The sequence below is a fragment of the Cupriavidus sp. GW821-FHT07C08 genome (assembly GCF_059419025.1).
In genome coordinates, this window is the sequence record NZ_JBWKQZ010000004.1 from 22,431 (window position 1) to 46,726 (window position 24,296).

General features: G+C 57.6%; 18 protein-coding genes and 2 pseudogenes. 8 read left to right on the plus strand and 12 right to left on the minus strand.

What is annotated here, in order from left to right; genetic code table 11:
* The first annotated feature begins 310 nt into the window (after positions 1-310).
* Both AC07UK_RS07070 and galU read left to right on the plus strand, forming a co-directional pair.
* Positions 311-901 (plus strand): phosphatase PAP2 family protein, encoded by a 591-nt coding sequence (locus tag AC07UK_RS07070; protein WP_436223329.1) that lies wholly within the window; start codon positions 311-313, stop codon positions 899-901.
* Between the two features lie 634 nt (positions 902-1,535).
* On the plus strand, positions 1,536-2,432 hold the full coding sequence (gene galU, locus AC07UK_RS07075) for a UTP--glucose-1-phosphate uridylyltransferase GalU (RefSeq protein ID WP_494685501.1): 897 nt from the start codon (positions 1,536-1,538) through the stop codon (positions 2,430-2,432).
* A gap of 144 nt (positions 2,433-2,576) precedes the next feature.
* On the opposite strand, the gene AC07UK_RS07080 is transcribed toward galU, so the two are convergent.
* The 4 genes from AC07UK_RS07080 to AC07UK_RS07095 form a co-directional block, all read right to left on the minus strand.
* On the minus strand, positions 2,577-2,828 hold the full coding sequence (locus AC07UK_RS07080) for a hypothetical protein (protein ID WP_494685502.1): 252 nt from the start codon (positions 2,826-2,828) through the stop codon (positions 2,577-2,579).
* A 115-nt stretch (positions 2,829-2,943) separates the two neighbouring features.
* The gene (locus AC07UK_RS07085; protein ID WP_494685503.1) at positions 2,944-4,065 is read right to left on the minus strand and encodes a hypothetical protein; all 1,122 of its coding nucleotides are present in this window, start codon (positions 4,063-4,065) and stop codon (positions 2,944-2,946) included.
* A gap of 167 nt (positions 4,066-4,232) precedes the next feature.
* Entirely contained in the window at positions 4,233-5,930 is a 1,698-nt protein-coding gene (locus tag AC07UK_RS07090) for a hypothetical protein (protein ID WP_494685504.1), read from the minus strand.
* Positions 5,931-6,224: 294 nt separating this feature from the next.
* Positions 6,225-7,025, minus strand: coding sequence for a transcriptional regulator (locus tag AC07UK_RS07095; protein WP_479942839.1), 801 nt, complete (start codon positions 7,023-7,025; stop codon positions 6,225-6,227).
* A 505-nt stretch (positions 7,026-7,530) separates the two neighbouring features.
* On the opposite strand from AC07UK_RS07095, the gene AC07UK_RS07100 reads away from it, so the two are divergent.
* Positions 7,531-8,478, plus strand: a complete 948-nt coding sequence (locus AC07UK_RS07100) for a helix-turn-helix domain-containing protein (protein WP_494685505.1) — start codon at positions 7,531-7,533, stop codon at positions 8,476-8,478.
* Positions 8,479-8,508: 30 nt separating this feature from the next.
* Here the strand turns inward: AC07UK_RS07100 and AC07UK_RS07105 are convergent, their stop codons facing one another.
* Positions 8,509-9,327, minus strand: coding sequence for a transcriptional regulator (locus tag AC07UK_RS07105; protein WP_494685506.1), 819 nt, complete (start codon positions 9,325-9,327; stop codon positions 8,509-8,511).
* A 545-nt stretch (positions 9,328-9,872) separates the two neighbouring features.
* Here AC07UK_RS07105 and AC07UK_RS07110 point away from each other — a divergent pair.
* From AC07UK_RS07110 to AC07UK_RS07120, 3 genes are all read left to right on the plus strand, one after another.
* The gene (locus tag AC07UK_RS07110) at positions 9,873-11,252 is read left to right on the plus strand and encodes an undecaprenyl-phosphate glucose phosphotransferase (protein ID WP_494685631.1); all 1,380 of its coding nucleotides are present in this window, start codon (positions 9,873-9,875) and stop codon (positions 11,250-11,252) included.
* Between the two features lie 374 nt (positions 11,253-11,626).
* On the plus strand, positions 11,627-12,403 hold the full coding sequence (locus AC07UK_RS07115; protein ID WP_494685507.1) for a WecB/TagA/CpsF family glycosyltransferase: 777 nt from the start codon (positions 11,627-11,629) through the stop codon (positions 12,401-12,403).
* 305 nt (positions 12,404-12,708) lie between these two features.
* On the plus strand, positions 12,709-13,827 hold the full coding sequence (locus AC07UK_RS07120) for an acyltransferase family protein (protein WP_494685508.1): 1,119 nt from the start codon (positions 12,709-12,711) through the stop codon (positions 13,825-13,827).
* Positions 13,828-14,033: 206 nt separating this feature from the next.
* Here the strand turns inward: AC07UK_RS07120 and AC07UK_RS07125 are convergent.
* A pseudogene (locus tag AC07UK_RS07125) lies at positions 14,034-14,177 on the minus strand (IS5/IS1182 family transposase); the annotation flags it as partial.
* A 113-nt stretch (positions 14,178-14,290) separates the two neighbouring features.
* Between AC07UK_RS07125 and AC07UK_RS07130 the strand changes: the two are divergent.
* Positions 14,291-15,311 (plus strand): annotated as a pseudogene (locus AC07UK_RS07130) (IS110 family RNA-guided transposase).
* Between the two features lie 276 nt (positions 15,312-15,587).
* A complete protein-coding gene (locus AC07UK_RS07135) occupies positions 15,588-16,601 on the plus strand; it encodes an IS110 family RNA-guided transposase (protein ID WP_494685509.1) in 1,014 nt (337 codons plus the stop codon).
* A 221-nt stretch (positions 16,602-16,822) separates the two neighbouring features.
* Here the strand turns inward: AC07UK_RS07135 and AC07UK_RS07140 are convergent.
* From AC07UK_RS07140 to AC07UK_RS07165, 6 genes are all read right to left on the minus strand, one after another.
* A protein-coding gene (locus tag AC07UK_RS07140) for an IS5 family transposase (protein ID WP_494685510.1) occupies positions 16,823-17,792 on the minus strand; the annotation gives its coding sequence in 2 pieces (ribosomal slippage) (positions 16,823-17,765 and positions 17,764-17,792; 972 coding nt in all).
* Positions 17,793-18,170: 378 nt separating this feature from the next.
* Positions 18,171-19,319 (minus strand): glycosyltransferase family 4 protein, encoded by a 1,149-nt coding sequence (locus AC07UK_RS07145; RefSeq protein WP_494685511.1) that lies wholly within the window; start codon positions 19,317-19,319, stop codon positions 18,171-18,173.
* Positions 19,316-20,602 carry an O-antigen ligase family protein gene (locus AC07UK_RS07150; RefSeq protein WP_494685512.1) on the minus strand — a complete coding sequence of 429 codons (1,287 nt, stop codon included), beginning with the start codon at positions 20,600-20,602 and terminating at the stop codon, positions 19,316-19,318. The genes AC07UK_RS07145 and AC07UK_RS07150 overlap by 4 nt, the downstream gene beginning before the upstream one ends.
* Positions 20,592-21,815: a glycosyltransferase family 4 protein gene (locus AC07UK_RS07155; protein ID WP_494685513.1), complete on the minus strand. Its 1,224-nt coding sequence runs from the start codon at positions 21,813-21,815 to the stop codon at positions 20,592-20,594. The genes AC07UK_RS07150 and AC07UK_RS07155 overlap by 11 nt, the downstream gene beginning before the upstream one ends.
* Entirely contained in the window at positions 21,812-23,158 is a 1,347-nt protein-coding gene (locus AC07UK_RS07160; protein ID WP_494685514.1) for a polysaccharide pyruvyl transferase family protein, read from the minus strand. Before AC07UK_RS07160 ends, AC07UK_RS07155 begins: the two co-directional genes overlap by 4 nt.
* A 5-nt stretch (positions 23,159-23,163) precedes the next feature.
* The gene (locus AC07UK_RS07165; protein WP_494685515.1) at positions 23,164-24,174 is read right to left on the minus strand and encodes a glycosyltransferase; all 1,011 of its coding nucleotides are present in this window, start codon (positions 24,172-24,174) and stop codon (positions 23,164-23,166) included.
* Between the last annotated feature and the right edge of the window lie 122 nt (positions 24,175-24,296).

Below are 24,296 nucleotides of genomic sequence, written 5' to 3' on the forward strand. Positions count from 1 at the left end.
GCGGGACAGCAGGCGGTTCCCAGTTTGGAGACACGTCGTCTGACAGAAGCGGAATGACAAATTCCCAGCCGCGTTCACCATCTCTGTACCCGTCCACGGGCAGTTCAACACTCCAGCAGCCAAAGGCTCCGAAATGAAGAACCCGCCCGGCGACTCCGCTGGCCATCTTGCCTTGACCTGCTGCGCCTCATCGCGGCATATGCCGTCGTGCTATATCAGCTTGCCCCAGCCTCCACCGCCCGCCGATTGCTTTGAGCGCAGTTTCTTCTGGCTGCGCTAAGCTGCGCCATCTTCTCTCCCCTAAGAGACCATGTGGAACGCAATCAGCGATGTCGGCGATGCCGCATTGACGCTACCAGTCGCCATTTCATGCGCAGTCTGGCTGGGAATATCAGCTCCCCGCCTGGCCATCCGCTGGATACTGCTTCTGTCGGCCGGCATGGCACTCACCGGCATCACTAAAGTCCTGTACGCGGGATGCGGGTTCGAGATTTCCTCGATCGGATTTCGCATGATCAGCGGGCATACCACCCTGTCGACCGCTGTCTGGACCGTCGCCATCGCACTCCTTTCCCGGGGCATGGGAGGCAACGCGCGCATCGGCGCCATCGCCGGCTTGCTTGTCGGCCTGCTGACTGCTGTCGCCAGGGTCTTCGATCACGCGCACACGGTTCCCGAAGTCATCGCGGGCTGGCTTTTGGGCGCTGCAATTGGCGCGCTCTTTGTTCGCGCTTTCACGCGCTCTGAATTCAGACCATTTCGACCGGTTGCCGCCGCTGCTGCGCTCATCCTCGTCACCACCGCGGCGTATGGAAACCACGCGCCCTTCCAGACCATGATCGAGGCACATTCACGAGGGCTGTGCGCACGTGCATTCCCCGCAGTTTCGGCCGCACGCTAACATCAAGTGGGGAGGGATTTCGGGGTCGGAACTATTCGCTTGCAGTCCCTTACTCAGGGGGGATCTGCGCACCCTACGAGTAGGTAGAATCAGGTTGCAGCGCACAATAAAACAGGGATGCGCTTCGCTCTGGGTCAACCTCACCGGTAAGCCGCGATGCTCTATTTGCTAGCGTTCGTCGCCTTCGAGGCGGCATGGTTCGTTCCATTCCGCATTGTGTTCAGGTCTGCGCGATTCAGCGCGCTATATGCCTATCTTTCCTTGATCCCGATTCTTGGGCCGCTGATCTGTATCTGGATACTCGCCGCGCGACCATGGCCGCTCAAGAGCAAGGTTGTGCGCACGTATTCCTGAAAGGGAAAGCCCCCAAAGGCGCCTTGGCGAAGGGGAAGCCGCTGGTGCGGAGGACCTGGACTTCAGCGCCAGAAAGAAGGTGCCGAGATAGGCCAGTTCAAATCGTCGCCTGCATGCTTTAGCGCCTGCATTACACGAAATTCCGACAACTGCTCGAGGCGAAATGCCAGCGGGCTAGCATCGAACTGCGCCGACGGATCAGGGAGATGCCCAAGCCGATCATTGATGACGAGTTGTGGAAGCTGATTGAACCACTAAACATTCAGAAGGAACACCGGATATGGACAACCGCGTTACCAAGGCCGTCTTCCCCGTCGCGGGACTGGGCACCCGCTTCCTCCCCGCCACCAAGGCGAGCCCGAAGGAAATGCTGCCGGTCGTGGACAAGCCGCTGATCCAGTACGCCGTGGAAGAAGCCATGGCCGCCGGCATTACCGAGATGATCTTTGTCACGGGCCGCTCCAAGCGCGCCATCGAGGATCATTTCGACAAGGCCTACGAACTGGAAGTGGAACTCGAGGCCAAGAACAAGCAGGCGCTGCTGGACGCGGTTCGTTCTATCAAACCGGCCAACGTCGAGTGCTTCTACGTGCGCCAGCCCGAAGCACTGGGCCTGGGCCACGCGGTGCTGTGCGCAGCCAAGCTGGTGGGCGACGCGCCTTTTGCCATCATGCTGGCCGACGACCTGATCGACGGCAATCCGCCGGTGATGAAGCAGATGGTCGACATCTACAACCACTACAACTGCTCGGTGCTGGGCGTGGAAGAGATCGCGCCGGAGCAGAGCCGCTCCTATGGCGTAGTCGACGGACGCGAATGGGACGAGGGCGTCATCAAGATGTCCGGCATCGTGGAAAAGCCCGCGCCGGAAGATGCTCCCTCCAACCTGGGCGTGGTCGGCCGCTATATCCTGACGCCGCGCATCTTCGACCACCTGCGGCAGCTCAAGCCGGGCGCCGGAGGCGAGTTCCAGCTCACCGACGCCATCCAGTCACTGCTCGGCCAGGAGCAGGTGCTGGCCTACCGTTACCAGGGCACGCGCTACGACTGCGGCAACAAGCTGGGCTACCTGAAGGCCACTGTCGAGTACGCGCTGAAGCACCCGGAAGTCGGCCCCGACTTCCGCCGCTACCTGGAGCAGGGTGACCATCATCTGGCTGACAGCTTGGTTGCCTAACAAAGCTGCCTGTCACTGAGTATGGTGAGGGGGCACCCCCTCACCTCTCTCACACCACCGTCCGTGCGGCTCCGCATACGGCGGTTCACAAACAAGACTGCAAGCGTCGCTGTGTATCCAGCAGCGATGCCAGCCCCCATACAATCACGATTCAATACAAAGGGCGCGCGGATCCCGGTCTGCTTCTGCAGCGTCTTCGGAAACATGGCGACTCTTCAGGCGGCTGTGCATAGCCTCGCATTGCTTCAACATCGTTGCCCTGGGCGCCTCTGCTGGGCTGGCAATGCCGGCCTCGGTGGCAACGCGCAGATATGCTTGCCGGAAGACCACGGCCACGGTAACGATGAGCGTACCGATGCCCAAGGCTCGAACTGCAAGCCAGGTGTATTGCGGCATAGCGAAATTGGCTTGGTGACAAACAGGAATCAACACTACTACCTGGCCAAGCTACTCGCGCCTCCCAACCCTTCTATGTCTGTTGAAAGAGAAGGACCGAGTCTGGATCGCGATTTCAGAACCCGGAGAAGCGAATGCCGATCGAGCCGTAGCCGTAGTACCGGTCCAGCTTGCCCGCGGTCGTGGCGTTATAGAGGAACGGGATGGTGCCGACGAAGTTGTACAGCGACGCCTGGCCGCGCAGGAACACCTCCACGTTCTTCACCACCGCATACGATAGCTCCAGCCCCAGCGTATGGTTCGAGCGAATCGGTGAGTAGCCATAGGTTTTAGCACGGCTATCGACATTGCTGCGCAGCAGGTATTGGAACTGGTAGCCCAGCCGCGCGGTGAAGTTGTCATACTTCCAGCGCCATGAGCCGCCCAGGTTCAGGTAGCCGGCGGTGTAGTTGAAATCGTCGTTGAAATTGATCCCGAACTGGCTGGCGTCGACTGCGAACGAGGCCGACTGGAGGGTGGTATTGCCAGCGCGGCACGGTGCGGCCAGCGCGCCGTTGGCGATATTGTCAGAGCCGATGGCGACGTTGAAATTGCAATTGCCCCGCTGCAGCCCGGCATTGAGGTTCCCGATGGTCACACGGCTGATCCCGAGCCCGACGAAACCCGTGAGCTGGTTGCGCTCGGTCAGTTCGCCAGAGAAGATGACGTCGGCCTGGCCCTGGACGTCATTCGCGTTGTTCACCGTGAGGCTGTTGAAGGTCGTGTTGCGAACCGTGACCGGCGTCGAGCGGTTCAGGCTCCCGGCGTGGTCTCCCCATAGCGAGAAGCGCACCATGACGCGATCGCGAGCGCCGGGCTCGGCCAGCGGATCGTAGTGCATCGCCAACATCCAGCTGTCGATCTGGTTGTGGTCTTGTCCGTAATCGATACCGCGGCGCCAGTAGGTGGCCGACCCAGACCAGTACGGCGAGAACTTGTAGCCCAGCATCAGCTTGCCACCGCGATAGTCGCCGGCGTTGTCCGACACGGGGCCCTGCTGCCCGCGCAGGTTGAAGACATCCACGGTGCGATTGACCATGTCGTAGCTGGCCTCCACCCGCACCGAGGTGAACTCGCCCGTGGCGGGCTCGGCCTGCATGAACACGTCGTCCGGAGCGGCGCTGGCCGCGCCCGCGCACGACAGGCCCAGCATCAGGGCGCAGGCTTGCTCCAGCCGGCGCTTGCGAAACAGCTGCATAGAAAACTCCGAGGCCGCGGGGCAAGCCTCATTCGTGGCGCGTCCCCAGGGACTCGACGCAGACACAAAAAGAACCCGGCCACCCATGGCATCGCCCTGAGGCATGCGTCCGGATGACCGGGGGCATGGCCTTCCCCATCCTGGCGGAAGGCAGCACTACGCGCCGGTCACGGGTTGAGCGTAACCGTAGTCTTGAGGCCGTCGCCGGTCACCTTGGCCGCGTCGGTCCTCACCGACGCCGTCTTGGCGTTCTCCACGTTGCCGTCCACCAGCGCGCCCAGCTTCACGTCCTTGCCGCTAATACCTGTCAGCGCAAACGTCACGGGGAACGTGCTGGGCGACTTCGGCGTGAGGGCGTCAACCTGCGCCTGGCTCAGCGCGCCGGCAGACTTGAGCTTGCCGAGGAACACCGTGAACGGCAGGTTCAGCGAGCCGCCGTTGGCGCTGTCGAACAGGTTGTCCGCCACGCCATTGGTCAGGCTTGCGGCAGCCGACACGTTGCCGCTGATCTCGAACGAATAAGTCGTGTTGGCCGGCACCACCACATCAACCAGTTGCGACCCGTTGAACGTCAGCGTCACGTTCTCGATGATGACGTCGACCTGGTTGCCGCCGTAGGTATAGCTCAGGCCAGCGCGCACTTGCGACGGGTCGCCATTGAAGGCATCGCCATTCTGCGTCAGCGCGACCTTGATCGAGCTCAGCGTGCCGCCCGTGACCGAGATCGTGTCGGTGATCGGGTAAGCCTGGCCGTTGATCGTCAGGTTGGACAACAGGACGTAGTTGGTCAGCTTGACCGCGTTCGCCACGTTGTTGATCGCGGTGCTGTCCACCGCGCTGCCCAGGTTCGAGGCTGCCTGCTGGATCTCGGCGGTATTGCCGGTCGACACGGCATCGCCGAGCGCGGCCAGCTTGGCCGCGTTCGACGCATCGGTCAGCGCGGTTGGCGTCACGGCCTTGACCAGCGCCGTGGTCGTGGAGGACTGGGCGCTCTCGGTCACGACGTTGATCGATCCGCTTGCCTTCAGCTTCGACAACGTATCGGCCGGGCTGCTGCTCAGCGCGATGTCGTTCAGCGCCGTGCTCACGCTCGACACCTGGCTCGTGATCAGCGGGGCGGCCAGTGCGGCCACGTTGGCTGCCACGGCGGTAATGTTCGACTGCAGGTTCGCGGGCAGGCCGCTCTGGGCGTTCTGCACAGCGCCCGACACCACGCTCGTCACCAGCGCGCTGCTGGCCAGGTCAGCCGTGCCCGACGCGCCGGCCACGGCGCTGGCGACCGCCTTGGCAGCTGCTGCGGCCGCAGCCTCGGCGGTCAGCGTGCCACCCGTGGCAAGGCCCGTCAGCGTCTTGGCGACCTGGTCGACCAGTTGCTGTACCACGACCGCCGCCCTGAGCGTGGCCGCGTCTTGCATCGGGTCCAGCGTGGCCAGGTCCTTGCCTGCCAGGCCGAGCTTCTCCGCCAGTGCAGCGGCCTGGGTCGGGCCGAGTTGCGCCACCAGCGTGGTCAGCGGCGAGATCACCGGTGTCACGCCCTCCTTGTATGTCACCGCCGGTGCCTGCAGCACCCCGGTGAACGGCTGGTTAGTACCGATATCGGTGCCGCCGGTCACCTTGAGCGCGCTCGTGGCGCAACCTGCAGGGAAGGTGAAGTCGCCGGTTGCATTCGTCGTCGTGGTCTTGTTGCTGCAATCGAGGAAGGTGACCGTCGCGCCAGACAGGTAGAAGTCCACCGCCTTGCCGCTCACGGTGACGGAAGGCTGGGACGGCGTCGGCGAATCGTCGCCGCCACCGCAAGCAACAAGCGTTGCCGCGGCGGCAGCCATGATGCCGAGGGTGAAGATGTTCCGGGTTTTGGTTTGCACGCTTCTCTCTCCTGAGATCGATACTTCGGTACGTCGATACATGGTGGGTAATCCTGCGACGGAATACTGCCGCACACAGTCTCCGGCGCCCTACGCTGCCCTGTCGTGCCACGCTTCGGCTCGCAAGCGGTTTTTTACTGCAGCAGCTTGCAGATCGCGCCAGCACACAGATAAACAAATCCCCAAATCTGTGTCACCCCTACTTGGCGGGGGATAGCCTGTCCTTGCGCGCAGCCTCGTAAGCCGCACTGCAGCATCGCCGACGCACGCCCGCCGTGACTCACTACGGTCTCGCTAACAGGCGTCTGCACCAGAGCAGAGCGCAGGGAAATCGCCCGGTCCCAGCCAGCCGGCAATGTATTGCCCCATTGCGTCAAGCAACACGTCAGACGTCAGTCCTGCTGCGCCGGCCAGTGCCGGGCAGATGATCCACGTGGTGCCGTCGTGCTCGAGCACGCGCAGAGTCTTGGGCAAGTCAGCGGGCTGCAGGATGTGGTCGGCGCCGCGCACATTCCCGAGCGCGAACGCCTGCACGAAATCGTCGGCGTGGCGCTCGCCCAGGCATACCACCACTTTTGGCTTCCAGAGCCGGCGGATCCTGTCGATGAAGGCGAAGCGCTGACCGTCGCGGCAAAGCTCGAGGTAACGCTGCCTGGGCACAAGCTCCGGCTGGCCGCGGAACGCCGTCGACCACGGTGTCTGGTTAATCAGGCGCGCTGGCAGCGGAAACAGGCTGAGCTTGAACTCCGCGCCGTGCGGCGCGTACAGATGATGTTCGAAGTAATGCTTCCAGTCCCGCTCGCCCAGGGGCGTGTTGAAGAAATGTGCGCGCGCTGCGGCCATGATCCTTGCAATCTTCTGGTGAGACTGCCAGCGCTCCATGTGGTCGCGGTGCTTGTGGCGGTACGCAGCGTCCCACGCACTGGCTTGCGCGTGCGGAACTAGCGGCGCCACCATCGACACCGCTCTCGGATGCGGTGAACTGTCGCAAAACCATACTGGCGCGTCCGGATTTCCGCCTTCCATCCCTACATACGACGCGAAATACTCTTCCAACTGTTCACGCGTAAACACTGTATTCGGTTCTGTTTTCATGCCTCTACCGCGTGGGTGAGTAAAGGATGCCAAAAGGCTGAGCCCCCGCTCAGCGATTTGTTGCACCACACAAACTAGGCAGCGGCCGGATTCTGCGCGCGAATCAGCGTGTTTTCTCCCCCCATTCGAGGGATACGTTGTCATCTCGTTTCCCTTCGTGAGCGGGGTAACGTTCAACGCAATATCACGGCAATCACGCGCGCGAGGCCTCAATAAACTCGTAGCAAATCAAGCTACAAGCGTGCCCGCCTGTCACACGTACGTCGTGCGTTTGGGTTAAAGTCGCCCTCGTGTGCCAATGTTCTGTTCTGTACCGGCCGGTAACCAGTCACCAAGCTTCGCGTCATCGATAGTGTCAAACGTCCCTGCCTCACCGCGCCACGCTACCCAGCTCACGCGCGCCGAACCCGAACGCTTGCCGCACAGCCACTTCGATGTAGGTGCCGATGGATCGCAGGCCGCCAGGGGTCAGATACTTGCGTGGCGACAACGCGTTGGGCACGTCATGGACCTGAAAGTCACGCGCGATAGCCTCCTTGCGCGCTTCCACGCAGCCATCGACCGCTACCTGATCGCGGACATGTCTTTCACGGACTGCCGCTGTGACGGCGTCACACTGCAACGCAGCCTCGCGCGTATCTCGACTGACTCGGCACGGCATCACGCGATACAGGTCTTCGTCGAAGGCAGCGCCGGCGTAGTGGTGGGTGAGCGCCGCAATCCGCAGGCGCGCCAGGGAGGTATTCTGCTGACGGACCTTGGGCAGCCGATTGAGATGCGGCGCGAGGCAACACGCGCGCTCTCATTCTTCGTCCCGCGCATAACGATGGATGCCATTTTCATGGAAGCCGAGGCCGCGCACGGACGTATCGTGGAGACCGACACACCGTTGAGCCGACTGGCCGTCGCACACGCCGTCGCGCTCAGTCGCGATCTGCCAACCATGACACCCGAGTCCGCCGTGCACGCCATGAACACCGGCGTGGAGCTGCTGGTCGGGGCCCTGCGGCGAGGCGTGGGCCTGGACGGCAGCACTCGCGCCGCGGTACGCAGCGCCGTACTGGCACGCGCCCGTCGGCTGATAGACGCCGATCCCGGCCAGGCCGGGCTGTCGCCCACCAGGCTGCTGTCAAAGCTGGAAATCTCGCGAGCCACCCTTTACCGCTTGTTCGAACCCGAAGGCGGCGTGCAAGCCTATATCCGCAAGAGCCGGCTGCGGGCCGCCGCGCAGGACCTGGTGCGCTACCCTCACCTGGCTGTCAACGACATCGCCTACGGGCTGGGCTTCAACAGCCCGTCCGACTTTACGCGCGCATTCCGCCGCACCCTCGGCATGTCACCGCGCGACCTGCGGGCCTACGCGACTGACGCCGGCAACCGTGCCTTCTGGCAAGCCGCGAACGCAGTCCAGGGCAAGGATTATCAGCAATGGATGCAGCGTCATGCCGCGTGATGACACCGCGGCCGCAGTCGCCAAACGGTGTCACACCGAGGCTTCGGGCTCTTCCTGTCGGTGCCGATCGGGCTCTTCTGGCCGTATCTGGAAATCGGCGATCGTCAGCCACTGGCTGATGAAGTGCCCCATTGCATTTAACAGGACGTCTGATCCCAGGCCGGCAGCGCCGGCCACCGCCGGGCAGATAACCAGGCGCGTGCCCTGGTCCTGGTAGACGCGCAGTACCCGTGCCTGGTCAGCCGGCTTCAGGACATGCTCAGTGTATGGCTGGCCGCGCATGCCAAACGCGTGCAGGTAGTCATCCTCGTGACGCTCGCCCAGGCAGATCACCACCTTGGGGCGCTGGCGCCGGCGCAATGCCTCGATGAAGCGGAAGCGCCCGCCATTGCGGCACAGTGACAGGTAGTTGACCTTGGGATTGAGTTCGGGCTGCTGACCATACAGCCGCTTCCAGGGCAGCCCGTTGTCCGCGCGAGTCGGCAGCGGAAACAGGCTCAGCTTGAATTCCCAGCCGCGCGCACGGTAGAGATACTCGGCAAGATAGCGCTGCCAGCTGCAGTTATCGCGCCGGGCGAACAACACCATTTCCCAGGCCGCCGACATGATGCGCGCGATGCGCTGGTGCGTCTGCCACCTTGCCATATCGTGTGCGTGAGCGACCCGAAAGTGCGCGTCCCAGGCGTTCGGCGCTCGCTGCGGAGCCAGCGGCGCCGCCAGCGGCAAGCCCGCCGTGGTAGGTACATGATCGCAAATCCAGACCGCTGCCGCCGGATTGCCGCCCTCCATCCCCACGAAGGAAGAAAAATAGGCGTCCAGCTCATCGCGGGTAAAAACGTTCCCTTTCATGTCGTATTGCATCCTGCGGAAGATTGCCGTGATACCGGCTCGAGATCGGCACTACCGCGTTGCGCAATGCCGACGCAAGACTATAGCCGTGGCGGCCCCTCGCACTTGACCATGCGTCTCAAAACGGAAGAGAGCGACGTAAAGGTGCCACACAAACATCGCCCCACTTTCCCTTCTTACGCAGGGTACCGACGGGTCACGCTGCACCGCACTATTCGCACCAGAAACACGAAGCACACCGGCGCCACCAGCGCGCCGGCAGGAAGAGAGCGTTGCAGTTCCAGGGACGGCACTCAAGGATGCGGCCAGTGGCCGGTCACTAGCTGACCGCAGCCACGCCATGGAACCGACTGCCGCAAGGCAGTCCCGCACGACTCTGCTTTGTCCGCGCCAAGAGCATGCACACCAAGATGCATGCCAGCGACGAGCCTGGGCCGCCACTGTGCGCAGCCTGCAAGTTCGGAGGAGAAAAAAAGGGCATGGGCACTCGCTTGAGCGCCCATTACGCGAACGCTTCGGGGGAAGCCATGGGTATCTATCGCGATATGTTTGCCAGGCATCACGATCAGCTCGCGCTGATGGTACGCCTGCTCGACGCCGGTGCCATCTGGCTTGCAGCAATACTGGCCAGCGAAGTGCGCTTTGCCAGCGCGCACGCCCCGATCCACCTGTTCGTGCAGTATTTCGGCTGCGCGATCGCCTTCATCGTGTTGCCCGGGTTCGACCTCTACAGCTCATGGCGTGGCCGCAGCCTGTTCTCGCTCGCCACGCGCCTGCTGTCCGCCTGGAGCCTGGTCTGGCTGATCAGCATTCTGCTGACCTACCTGCTGCACCAGGCCGACGCCCTCTCCCGCTTGTGGATGGTTTACTGGTACGCCTTCTCGCTGGCCGGCCTGCTGGGCCTGCGCGTGGCCAGCCGCGTCGTGCTCAACCTGTTGCGCATCACCGGCGCCAACAGCAAGCGGGTGCTTATCGTTGGCTATGGCCGTACCGGACAGGAGATGTACCGCCGCGCGACCGCCAGCCACGCCACCGGATTCAAAGTCAGCGGCATCTACGCCCCCGAAGGCGAGCCCACTCCGGAAGGACGCCGGCGCATCACCGATAGCGCCCAAATCCCCGAGTTCGCACGCGACCAAGGGATCGATGAGATCTGGCTGACCCTGCCGATGAGCGAGTTCCGCCTGATGCAGGAGATCAACTTCTCCCTGCGCAATGACTTCATCGACATCAAGTGGATGCCGAGCGTGCTCGACTTCGACCTGCTCAACCACAACGTCGGCAACTTCCTCGGCATGCCTGCGGTTGAAATGAACAGGCCGCCCGCGCTCGGCGTGCGCGGCACGATCAAGGCCATCTTCGACCGAACCTTTGCCGCGCTCGTACTCATCGCCCTGTCGCCGCTGTTCCTGATCATTGGCATCCTGATCAAGCGCGACTCCCCGGGCCCAGTCTTCTTCAAGCAGGAGCGCCTCGGCATGGACGGCCGCGTCATCCACGTCTACAAGTTCCGCAGCATGAAGGTCCACGCCGAGCATGGCACCGTCACGCAGGCCACCAAAGGCGACAGCCGCATCACGCCGATCGGCGCCTTCCTGCGCCGCACCAGCCTGGATGAGCTGCCGCAGTTCATCAATGTGCTCAGGGGCGAGATGAGCGTGGTTGGCCCCAGGCCGCATGCCATGGCGCATAACAATATGTACAAGGAGCAGTTGGACTTCTACATGATGCGTCACCGCGTCAAGCCCGGCATCACGGGCTGGGCGCAGATCAACGGCTACCGCGGCGAGACCGACACCCTGGACAAGATGGCCAAGCGGGTGGAGCACGACATCTTCTATATCCGGAACTGGTCGTTCTGGATGGATGTGAGGATTATTTTCTGGACGGCGTTCAAGGGGTGGACGGGGCGGAATGCGTATTGAGCGCACAACGCAACAGCTCAAGTTCAACTCATCGCTCCGAGCGCCAGACCTGTGACACTTTAATGGCTAACGTCGATCGATTAGCCACCCAGTGTGGTTCGCCCCCGTCTCGCCTCATTTTCGCAGAGTCCATCTACGGGCTCGCTCAACGCATACACGCCCCGTCATTGCAGCGGATGCTCGCGGACTTGCTCAGCATCAGTGGGGCTCACTTCTTCAATTTCCACAATTACGGCTATGAAACGCACAATTGGCCTAAGCTCTGATCCCGCGACAGCATCCAAAAGCTTCCGTGCCTGGCATCGTGCCTGCCGCCAAACCATGCTCGCGAGGGCAGCCAGCGTGCCATACGCCAGGTCGTTGGGAGTCGTGCGATGAAACCCCTGACAGGAGGCAAAGTTATCGGTGCATTCATACACGCAATTACGTGGGATGATGCTATTGAATCTATTCGCAGTTGGGCAAAGTCCAGAGAATCAAAGTACGTCTGCATATGTAACGTCCATTCAGTCGTCAGCGCGCGCTCCAATCGTGAGTTTGCGCGTGCAATTCATGATGCGGACTTAACGACCCCAGACGGTGCACCAATCGCCTGGATGCTCCGGCGATTGGGATTTCGTTCGCAGGAGAGAATCAACGGCCCGGATCTAATGCTCCGCTATTTCGCATCTGCCAAAAGTCCAAGTGAATCCATTTTCCTATATGGTGGGCAGCCAGAAACACTGCGACTTCTCGAAGAGCGAATAATGCGCGATTTTCCGGCCCTAAAAATAGCGGGAAGCTACAGCCCGCCATTTAGAAGACTATCTAAAACCGAAGACCACGAAATCATCGAACGCATTAATAAAAGCGGAGCGAACACCGTATGGGTGAGTCTCGGATGTCCGAAACAAGAGCAGTGGATGGCGGATCATAAAGGCCGGATCCATGCCGTGATGATCGGAGTAGGCGCAGCATTTGATTACCACGCCGGCACCATCACCCGGGCTCCAGAATGGATGCAAAAAAACGGCCTTGAGTGGCTCCACCGCCTCTGCAGCGAACCGAAGCGCCTGTGGAAGCGCTATCTGGTCACCAACACCCTCTTTCTAGGCTTCGCTTTAGGGCAACTAATACGCGGATCCCTGGGGGCGACCCTCAATAACCAATAGGCGCCGGGGCTCGTCTCATGAAGGCCCGTCCAACATGATCGATCCCGTACAGCCTGCCCCCCGCTTGGCTCCTCAAATTCGCACTTGCAGTTGACCCATCATGGGTACCAGGCCGAATCGATGAATCTCCCCGGGGTTGCGAACAGGACCGCGACTTCTTGCCAAGAAGACTATACCGAACCAAACAGAGCATTTGCCGGATCCCAGCGGTTCCATCAGCTCGCACAATATCCGGCAAGCCTTTTCCATCCCGCGCCTAGCAGGGTGCACGCCTTATGGTGAACTTGGTAAATATGGAATCCAAAATGCGCCCGCCACAGAGTGTCAAGATGCTCGGATCGGGGAAAGTCGCGAGTCAAAACGGCCCCAGCAATATGCAGGGCGTGCAATATGTTCGCGCAATCGCCGTATGCTCTGTCGCTCTATTTCATGCTTCAATGGTGCTGAGTTTCGATCGGTATTTTGGAGAGATACTGCTTAACGGCTGGCTCCATGTCGGCACCTCAGGCGTCGATATGTTCTTTGTTGTAAGCGGTCTGATTATAACTGTGGTGTCTCTAAACAGCGACATGAAAACCCCGCGCATGACTATATCAGATTATTTCGCGCGTCGATTTGCGCGGATCATGCCGTTTCTATGGGCCTGCATTCTTATTTACGCTGCGGTACGTTATCTTGGGGCTGGGAAATTCGAGGCGGCCCCATATTTGAATGCTATGTTTCTGTGGCCGCTCGGCGAGGTGAGGCCGAACGTTGTTTGGACCCTACGGCATGAGGCACTTTTCTATATCATTTTCGCCATCGCATTTCTTGGAAGCAAGAGAAGGCTCTACGTCCTTGTTGCATGGTGCCTATCTCCAATGTGGTTCATGATCTTCGGCTACCCTGAGCGATCTGGCGCAACGGCCGAATTGGCAAAATTCGCCTTCAACTCCGTCAATCTAGAGTTTGGCTGCGGCGTCATCCTCGGGGCAATATATTACAAGATCAGTGAGGCTAAGAACCAAGGCTACCGTGTGGCACCCCTAGTAATGGCCATCGCTCTCATGGCTGCGGTTGGTTTGATCTATTGGTCGAAATGGCATGCCAGTGTTTTCGCCGTAATGTTGTCGTCGTCGTTGCTGGTTGGAGTCTCCATGCTCGCACCTGAATCGGATGGCCGCTTTGCGAAAATCATCGCGTCTATCGGGGACGCATCATACTCGATATATCTAGCCCACAACTTGGTTTTTTTGATTGGCAGCGAGGTATGGATTCGCCTGCTAGGTCGTAAATCTTATATGCCTGCGTTTATTATTCTTTTCATTTCTGCGATCGCAGTTGGCGTAGCAATCCATTATTTAATCGAACTACCAATAGTTAATAGGGCCCGCGCCATCACAGATAGGCTACTTCAAGGGAATCGGCCGCGTGCAGCAGCATAACACCGCCTAGAGAAGCCGAAGCCGAGAAGTCTTGTGCCCCAGCCCACTTATGCATAGCCACTTCCGCTAAGGAATCGCTGATCAATGAGGTTTGCGCTTGATGTTGCACAAGCCAATGACTTCGGCTTTCGCCATGCGGGAGAGATGGGAACCGACTCAAGCCGTTTTTCTCTCTTTTCGCGCCTTTCCTGGCGCGCGTTGCGCGCTCAGGACGGATTGCGCCCCTCTGAGGCCAGCAACAGCTTCCTGGCGAGCACAAGATTCGCCAGACCAAACAGGCTGAACAACTGCGCCGTGTTCTTGACCAGGCCCTTGTAGCGAACCTTGCGATGACCAAACAGAATTGAAATGAACGCGTCCCCACCTGTGAGGCGGTGGTTAAGATGGATCCTCACGGCCAACGGCATTGAGGTGGCCAAGTGCGAAGATGTGCATATTTCCCAGGCAACCGGAGGATCGAGAAATGAACTGTACGGCCGTGGGTGTGGATATCGCAAAGACCGTGTTTCAGGTGCACTACATCGACCAGGCGACAGGGGAGATTGTGAACAAGCCGATCAAGCGAGCCAAATTTCTCGAGCACTTTTCGAACCGTGCTCCCTGCCTGATCGGAATGGAAGCATGCGGCGGTGCGCACCACTGGGCAAGACGCCTCATAAAGATGGGCCACCAAGTCAGGCTGATGCCAGCAGAGTTCGTTAAGGCGTTCAACATCCGCAACAAGAATGATGCTGCTGATGCTCGGGCGATTTGGCTGGCGGTGCAGCAGCCAATCAAGGCGGTTGCGGTGAAGACTGAGATGCAGCAGGCGATGCTGGCACTGCACCGTATGCGTGAGCAGTTGGTGAAGTTCCGCACCATGCAGATCAACGCGTTGCGCGGACTACTGACAGAATACGGAGAGGTGATGGGCAAAGGACGAACTGCCTTGGATAAGGCGATACCGGAAGTGCTCGCCCGAGTGGCCGACCGCTTGCCGGCGGCGCTTATCGACACATTGCGCGAGCAGTGGAACGGGCTCGCAAGGTTAGACGGACAGATAGCCCGGCATCGAGAGGCGAATGCGCGAATGGGTCAAAGAGGACAAGGCAGTGAAGGCGATTAGTGAGATCCCCGGCGTGGGCCTTCTGACCGCAACTGCGGCGATTGCGATGATCGGTGATGCGAAGACCTTTCAGTCAGGGCGTGAATTTGCGGCGTGGGCCGGCCTCGTGCCCAAGCAGACAGGATCGGGCGGCAAGGTGAATCTGCATGGGATCAGTAAGCGGGGGGACACGTATCTGCGCACCCTCCTGATCCACGGTGCACGATCGGTGATAACGCACGCAAAGAAGCCCGGCGCATGGGTCGAGCAGATGAAGAAGCGGCGGCCGGCGAATGTGGTGATCGTGGCGTTGGCCAACAAGATGGCCCGGACGATCTGGGCGGTACTGGCTTATGACCGGCCGTACCAAAAGGAGTACGTGAGCTTGAAGCCGGCTTGAATGAGTGGAAGCGCCCAAGTCAAAGAGTAGCGTTTAACACAGGATGACGTCGAAAGGTTGCGTTGGCATTCGAGTGTGATGACAAACCAGGTAGGACCGGGACTCGCTAAACCTGAATCAAGAAGAGAGCTTCGAGCTCGCTAACAGAATGAGGTGTGAGTCTGGCATATTTCATAGGGGCCCGCAGTGGGCAGTACCGACTGCAAAAGGCTGATGGTATGGACTCCCGCCCCCTCCGGGGCGCACACTTCCGGGGCCACTTTTGGGAGATTCGAGATGCCTACGCTCACCGTCGGTCTTGATATTGCAAAGAACGTGTTCCAGGTTTATGGCGTCGATCGCAGCGGCAGACCTGTCATACAGCGGAAGCTGCGCCGAGCAGATGTGTTGAAGTTCTTCTCGAAACTGGAATCGAGCCTGATCGGTATCGAAGCGTGTCACGGTTCACACTTCTGGGCTCGTGAACTTACCTCACAGGGACATACGGTGCGCTTGCTGCCAACGCAATATGTGAAGCCCTTTGTGGTCGGTGGCAAGAACGATGCGAACGATGCTTCAGCCATCTGTGCCGCGGTGTCACGACCGGGCATTCATCCGGTCCCGATCAAAAGCGCCGAACAGCAATCATTGCAGTCGGTTCATCGTATGCGTGAGCGGCTCGTTCACGAGCGAACAGCGAAGTCAAACCAGATACGGAGCATGTTTGCCGAAGAGGGGTTCATCTTTCCGATAGGCATTGTCCAGTTAAGGCAGGGTATCGTGGCTTTAATTAATGACGCCGACGCCCACATCACGATACTGCTTCGGCGACTTGGTTCAATGTACCTCGAACAGTTGGCAGCGTTACAGCGATGGATCGACGAACTCTCTTCTGAGATTGCCGAGATATTCAAACGCAATGAAAGCTGCCAGCGTCTCGCTACGGTACCTGGGATCGGACCGCTCGTGGCGACCGCATTATTCAGCGGGGTCGGAGATCCACTGCAGTTCAAGAATGGGCGGCAGTTCGCAGCGTGGTTGGGTCTGACGCCCAAGCAGAGATCAAGCGGCGGCAAGTCAAAGCTGGGCGGCATTACAAAACACGGCGACACCTACCTCCGCACTCTGCTGGTCCAGGGAGCGCGGGCGGTGATGCGCTTCGTCGGGCGTCGTGACGACCGGCACAGTTGCTGGATCAAAGCCGTGATGCAGCGCCGCCATGTGAGCGTCGCTGCAATCGCTCTCGCGAACAAGATGGCGCGAATAGCGTGGGCAATATTGACCAGTAGTGACAGCTTCAAGTTGGCGTAGCCGTCCTGTAACACATCGAGATACCTTCACTCCATCCACGATTGCGCAAGAAGCGGCAAGCATGGCGAAACGGTCAGACCGGCGCTTGCAGATCCTGATATATCCGGCGGCTGCGTTACGAAGCCAGGAGGCCGATGAGGGGCAAGCGCGCAAACTTCCATGATGGCTCGTGCCGATGACAGGCACATCAAAAGCCGAATGTACGGACGCAGTCGAGACCTTCAAAATGCACACCGATCTTGCTCATAGGCGGGAGTCCATGTACGGATATAGAGCAGCAGCCCATCCTGTCTGTCAGAAGCACACGAAGAACTTGCGCAAAAGGGGACGCGTTCATATAGATTCTTGATGACGTGGAACGGATGTTCGACTCGCGCCCGAATCTGGGCCTTGGCCCGCTCGACGGCAATCAGCAAGTCCTTGACCGCTCCGTCACTCATCGCCTTGATCTTGCCGCGCTTGACGGCCACCTGCCACTTCACGGTCTTGCCTTGCATCTCCTCGCGCTTGTCCACGCCCGTGTAGCCCGCGTCGCCAAACGCATGCTCCTCGTGGCCATGCAGCAAGGCATGCGCCTGCGACACGTCAGACTCGTTGGCCGCGGTGCCCACCACGCTGTGCACCAGCCCAGAGGCCGCATCCACGCCGACATGGGCCTTCATACCAAAATGCCATTCATTGCCCTTCTTGGCCTGGTGCATCTCCGGGTCGCGGCTCTTCTCCTTGTTCTTGGTCGACGGGGGCGCCTCGATAATGGTGGCATCCACAATCGTGCCTTCCTTCATCATCAGCCCCCGCTCGCACAGCATGATGCCGATTTCGTCGAACAGCTTTCGCGTCAGTTCATGCTCGACGAGCAGGCGGCGAAACTTCAGCAGCGTGGTCGCGTCTGGCACCGCCTCGACTGCCAGGTCGATCCCGGCAAACGCGCGCATTGCCATGCTGTCGTACAGCGCGTCTTCCAGCGCCTCGTCCGACAGCCCGTACCACTGCTGCAAGAAATAAATGCGCAGCATCCGCTCCAGGCCGATCGGCGGCCGTCCACGTTTGCCCTTGGGGTAGTACGGTTCGACCGCCGCAATCAGACGCGACCATGGCACCACGCTTTCCATCTCCGTCAGAAAGCGCTCGCGGCGCGTCACCCGCTTCTTGCCGTGGCTTTCCTTCCGCAAAACTGATCTGTCGCTTCATCTCCGACTCATATCGTGGGCATGCACATGACAACGCTTACACGTCACTCAACGATGACCGCCGCGCTGATTTAATCAGTCTTTCCCTAAAGCTTCTATCGTCAAGCCGGTCTCGAGGTTACTCCCTCAAATAGCTAGACATCGCTAATGACGCCTCGACATTCTTGGATGAATCAAAAGCCATCAGCGCGTGGCACAGATAGGAGGCGGAGATACCCACCTTCGCTGAGCCTCGCCAGCCGCCAGACGCCACATTAGTAGAAAAAAAACGTTGCCATGGTCGCTGCAAGGCAGATATGCAACTGGACCTGTCGCTAGCAAACTTACACAACATATCCGCCAGCCTCATCGCGGGTTGACGGTATCTCGTCAACGATCTCTAGGCTCGCGACTCCATCACGTCCTTATAGATTGCATGCAGCAATTCAAAGTTGCGCTCCTCCGAGTATTTCTCCACGTACTCCCGCCGCGCTCGTCTCCCCATACGAATCATTTCATTCGGATTAGTGGCAGCCCACCTCATCTTTTTTGCCAGATCTTCGTGGCTATTAGGATCAAAGAGTAGACCCGTCGTGCCATCCTCGATCAGATCCGCCAGCGCCCCAATCCGACTGCCAATAACCGGGGTGCCGGAAGCAAACGCCTCAACCAAAACACGCGGAAAATTCTCATACCAAATACTTGGCAATAATAAGGCCACGGATCTAGACATCCAATGTACTACGCGCGATGAGTCCATGCTGCCAAGCAGCTCGACTCCGCCGCAATCCTGCAATACGGCTCGTTCAGGCCCATCGCCAATTACCCGAACGTCAATGCCATTGCAGGCGCGAACCGCTTCCGCCAACACATTAACGCCCTTTTCCTCCGACAATCGCCCAGCGAAAAGAAGTCCTCTACGGCTCTCACTTCGAACTCCAGGGTCTTCAACGAAGTTCGGTTTGATGATAATTTTCTCGCGCGCGACCCCACCTTGAATCAATTTGTTCTTACAAAATTCATTGAGTGCAATATATCGCCTAACCCCATGCCCTCGTCTTTCAATCACTGTTCCGACTAGCGTCGAAGTGGCATTCAAGAACGTTTGCGCACTAGACCCTCTGTAGCAGCCCCGTACTACCCCGCGCCATGGGAATCCTCCAATGCATTCCTCGCATATTTTTCCATTTCGCAGAAGCATTGCCTGTGGGCACAACAATCGAAAATTGTGAATGGTCTGGATGACAGGAACATTGGCAATTGAACAAGCGAGAAGTAAAGAAGGCGAAATCACCGAAAATGTATTGTGGATGTGCACCACATCAGGACGGACCTCGGATAAGACCTTCGAAAATTCACTCGCTGTCTCATTCGACCATATGGCATTCCTCGCCGCCTTTAGCTTTCCGATATATTTTATCTCGTCGTTGGATCTAATGTATTCGGTCACTTCGATACCGCGATTGCGTAGCATCCGTACTTCCGATTCCACGACGCTATCCTCACCCCCACGTAGTTGGTAACGATTGTGAGCAACCACGACTTTCATATTACTAGACCTCGCCGGTTCGGCCTGCCGTTCCAAATTCTGTCACCCTCAGACTCCGGCGCTACCGACAACGCACAGCAGGCCCCAAGGAAAGACCACAGAACCATCGCGGAATTAGGAATATTTAAAACTGGATTAAAAGCACAGACCGTAAGTGCACTGATCATCACAGCAAGTCCAAGCCCCATGATACTAGCCACGCGCGAGCGATTCTGCTTCCCGACGAGCATACCTCGTAAGATCATATTCAAGACTTGAAACTGGCAAAGCAAGAATGTCCCCATTCCAATTATTCCGCCCGCCGCTAATATGTCCAAAATATCGCTATGCGTTGGCAGCGTCTGCGTTGTCGCGTTGACGGTATATAAATCGAATTCTATAGTTGAACTCGATGAAAAGGCATCCCCATATATTGGCGAGGCCATAAATTTCGACAAGGCCAGAATGTACATATGCATGCGGTATTCTGCATTTCCAGTCGGCGCAGAGTCGGGGCGATATGCCAGATATGCGAGAGCAGCCATTGCCACGACAGTTATTACCGCTGCGCAGTAAAGGACTAAAACAACTCTTCTATTTCCCCTTCCTGCGAAAGCGAGCCGTCCGTATATCCAACTAAAGTAACCCAAGGCTACGGTGATTCCAGCAGTCAAATACGCAGTATTCTTTGCTAGCAGTATTCCCAAAGCGAGAATGCAGGCGGAAGAAAGCATGATGACCGGAATTCGTCTCGATGCAAACATGGGAAACGCGAGAAAAGGTATTATTAAATGCTCGTGATTATGCAGTTCCTCGGCACTAATCAATCCTACAACCACTCCCAACACCATTAAAATCGCCACGACGAACTGAGCGGAAATCATCTTTCTCACAAACCGCACGGGCGACCGACAACATCTCACGAGCTGAGCATAGGCAATACCCACAAGCGGGAATAGTCCGAGATTCAAGAACGTTGTCTCAACATGTGAGAATATACGAGCGTATAGGCTGCCAACAAGCACAAAAAGCGAAAAACATACAACGGAGAATATCAGTCTTTTGCTTTTTCTACCCATTCGGCCTGCACCTGGCCTTATAAGAAACCCCAAGGCCCACATCCCTAGCGCACCGACGAAGACCACTGCAGGGACGTGTTTCAGTCCCCCTGCATTTTCGAGGCCAAGCTCGAGCGGGTCGAGAGCCCAGATTAAAGCAAGCACGTAAGTGGCCAGAAATACGTTCTCCCAAGTCCGAGGACCGCGACCAGTTCCAACAATGGCCTGGATAAAATTAGAGGACATGCTGTTCCACCGCACGATAAACCCGCCCAACTTGTCCCCGCCAAGAGAGTGATTGAGCTCTATCCAACGCGCCGAGTTTTAGCGCCGCCCTCGCGTCAGTGTCCAAAGAATTGAGTCTCTCTATGACGTTCGCAATCCGCGCTGATAGCTGAGCCACAGTTAGTCCCTCTGTATCCACCACCTCGCCACAAGTGCTGTCAACGATCTCGGCTGGTCCACCAAGGTCGAGGCAAACGACAGGGACTCCTGCACTCAGGGCCTCTAAAATCACCGTTCCACTCGAATCGTGCAAGCTCGGAAACACGAAGTAGTCGGCATCACGATACACAGACTGGATTTCCGAAAACTTTACGCTACCCCGAAATTGAATCTCATGCCCCAAACCTAATGCTGCCACCTTCTTTGACAAGAACCCGCGCAGTGGCCCCTCCCCCACGATATCGAGACGAATCGGAATTCCTTTATTCCTTAGAATATTGACGGCATCTATAAGGAAATGCACTCCTTTCAATCCAATTAGTCGCCCAACGTACAGCAGTTGGACAACTTTACCCCCTGAGGGCATCGGATTTCGATCCTCCATTGTCTGAGCTTCAGCGCCAACTTCGAGTGCAACGAGACATCTCCCAGGTGATCGGGCCGGCAAACTCAATGCCGTCTGCTTCGTCTTACAGACGACCAACTTAGCTCGTCTTAAGCAGAGGCGCACCAGCGGATCATATTTCGCCACCCACACCCAAGCGTGACGGAGATACTCCACGATTCGCTCTCTGAGGGGGAGTCCGGCGTAGAGCCGGAGTGGTGCTGTTTCTCCACCACCTACTGGCCCGAATACAAACGGGACTCCCGTGCGCCACATAAAACTAGGTAGTCGAAAGTTTCCCCAAGTTAGATGGTGAACGACATCAAACTTCCTCTCCCGAACCAATTGCTTCGCGCGCCCAGATGCACACCATTGCCACAAATAATAATACCACCTCGAATTGAGCTCCCCCTTCCTTCGACGCTTCTTCAATCGTGGAACCTCGTAATATACAAATCGAATATTCTTGGGCGATATCGAAATTACGCGTTTGATCTCCTCCTCAAAGAACGGATGCGTCAACACTGTGACGTCGTGATCTTCGGATAGCTCACATGCCCAGCGCCAACCGACACCGGGCTCCGAACCTTGAATAGGTGAACAGCCGTATGCTGATAGGAGAACTTTCATAAAGTCGCAGCCACTTTTGCGGTCAAATGTAGTGGATCAATTGAGAGTTCACTGCGAATAAGATCAGAGAACGTAGATTGGATCTCATTTCTGAATCTTTCCACCGCCGCGATGAGATTCGTCGTCAACAATGCGCGATTATCCAGCACTTCGTCCAATGAGCGTTTTAGCTCCCCAAAGCTAACGCTACCGATATCGTGGACAAATCGCTCCATTCCAAGCTCTGCCATCACGCCCTCCGTCTTGAAGCCTTGGTAACGTATGGCTACAATTGGACACGCCGAGACTGCGGCTAGAATGCAGGAATGTAGGCGGGTACCAATCAGCGCCGTACAATGACCATACAGATTACTGAGTTCACCGGGGGAGAAATCTTCCGTGGGCGCGTGAGCAGTAACTCCTAGGTCCGCAAGTTTCTTCTTGATTTCCCCTATTAGCACGGAATCACTCCCTCCGTGATGTCGCACGATGACTTGCGGAAATAGGGCGACTCCCATTCCGAGTTCATTAAAGGCGTAAACAGCGAGCTGAATCAACGCGTCGACATACCTTTCGCGGTCACCTTTCGGATCCTTCGAACCGGGAAATGACCAGTCAACCACTGTCATTCCAAGCGTCCGCTGCTTTTGAAACGCGGCAACCAATGCCGACGTCCGCGCCGATTCTTCGGGCCGTACTAAAAATGCAAGGTCAGGCGATCGCCTCGTGCGAGCGCCCAGTCCCAACTGCGTCATCAACTCTTCACTGAGCTTCTCGCGCACAATGATGGCTTTGCATTTCTTCAAAGCTCGCCTGGTCATTTCCAGGGCAAGATCACCTGCCAACGGTCCAATACTCTGCCCCAATATCAAGACTGGCTTGCCCAGGCGCGCTGCGAGATTAATCGTTGACAAGATTCGCCATAGATACAATGCTCCACGTAGCCCGCCTTGGTCGTTGTAAATATATTGGCCGCCCTTCAAAACAACCAGGTCACAATCTCTAATATTATCTAGCGCGTCAGAATCCACTCCAATGAAACGTGCTAGCAGTTTCGATCGCTCCGCAATCAACTGCGCCGCTGCCGAGATGACTAATCTCAACGCTGCTTTCAAGTTTCTCGTCCGAGTGTGTTTGTCGCTATCGAGGTATGGCGACGGGATCATATGGGATAGAACACGAATTCCTCGCTTCCTCATGAAACGATGATGAAAATCAAAATCAGGATCGGCTCTAGAATAAACTGACTGTAGAGTAATCTGCGGGCGATCGAATATTTCCTCGAAGAGGCGAAGTGTACCCAGCACAATCGCCAAATCGCCCTTATTGGAGTCCGAATAGCCGTGGAGTAGCGTTATCTTCATATATTTCAGCTAACGAAATTACTATGAACCGCCCGCGAGAAATTTTCCAATGTGCACGTTGCGGCAAACCTCGATAAATTATCTCTGCGCATCTGGAGCGTAGCAGGTGGATATTCTGAAATCCTCGAGATTGCCCCCAGAAATTCCCAATCTGAATCGCAATTAAATGTCTCCCCCAACTGATATTCCGCAACCCTATAGCCAACGAGCCCGTGCTCTACAGCCACAACGGGGACGCCACTGGCCGCAGCCCGAGCTAGCGTGCCACTGGTCGCAGTGAATGTCTTAGCATATGGAAGGAGAAAAGCATCTGCCGCAGAAAAAATGTCCGGCAACTCATCCTCAGCCACAAAATTGTTGATGTGAATAATATTGGCGGGATACGCCTTCTTTAGATGGTCAAAGTCCGACCGATACTTTTCGTCTATCTTACCGACCACGAATAGTTTAAATTTTGGTATCTTCACCATCTCCGGAAATAGTCGAATTAACTTATCGATACCCTTCCGACTATCCTGACGTCCGATCGTCAAGGCGACGAAGCATTTCCCCAGAATCTGGAATTTGTTTCGTGCAGCTTCACGTCTGAAGCAACCGAAATCTCCGAACCAAGGGTCTGGAAGCAGTCCTATCGGCCTAGATCCAATCTTCCGCTTTTCGCCAATTCGTTCGTCAAAGCAGATAAACTTTGCACGCCCTGCTACGCATGGAATCTTCGTTAGAGCGGTCAGCACCATCGAGCGAACGGTCTCGAACGGATGCAAGAGATACTCGACCCTATACTTTATGAAGTAGACTCGACGCGCTTTCAGCGCCCGTAGTTTCAGACTATTCGCCGCCATTGCAAGGAGGTATTCGTCGATCGCCATAAATATCACTGTTGTTGCGCCGTCGGTGCTTTCCTCACTGACAGCGCGCAATAGGCGATCAAACTGCCCGAAGTTTAGCGTTGAAATCCAACTATCACTTAGGCCAAGCTCAACGTCCCTGATTGTAATTCCGCGGCTATCGCCCATTAGTTCCCGAAAATGGTCGGTATGATAGTCCCTCCTGGTAACAATGACCAACTCACATTCTGATACCTTTCGAATCGCCGAGATGACATTAGCAAGTACTTGCAGTCGACTCCCCCTGCAAA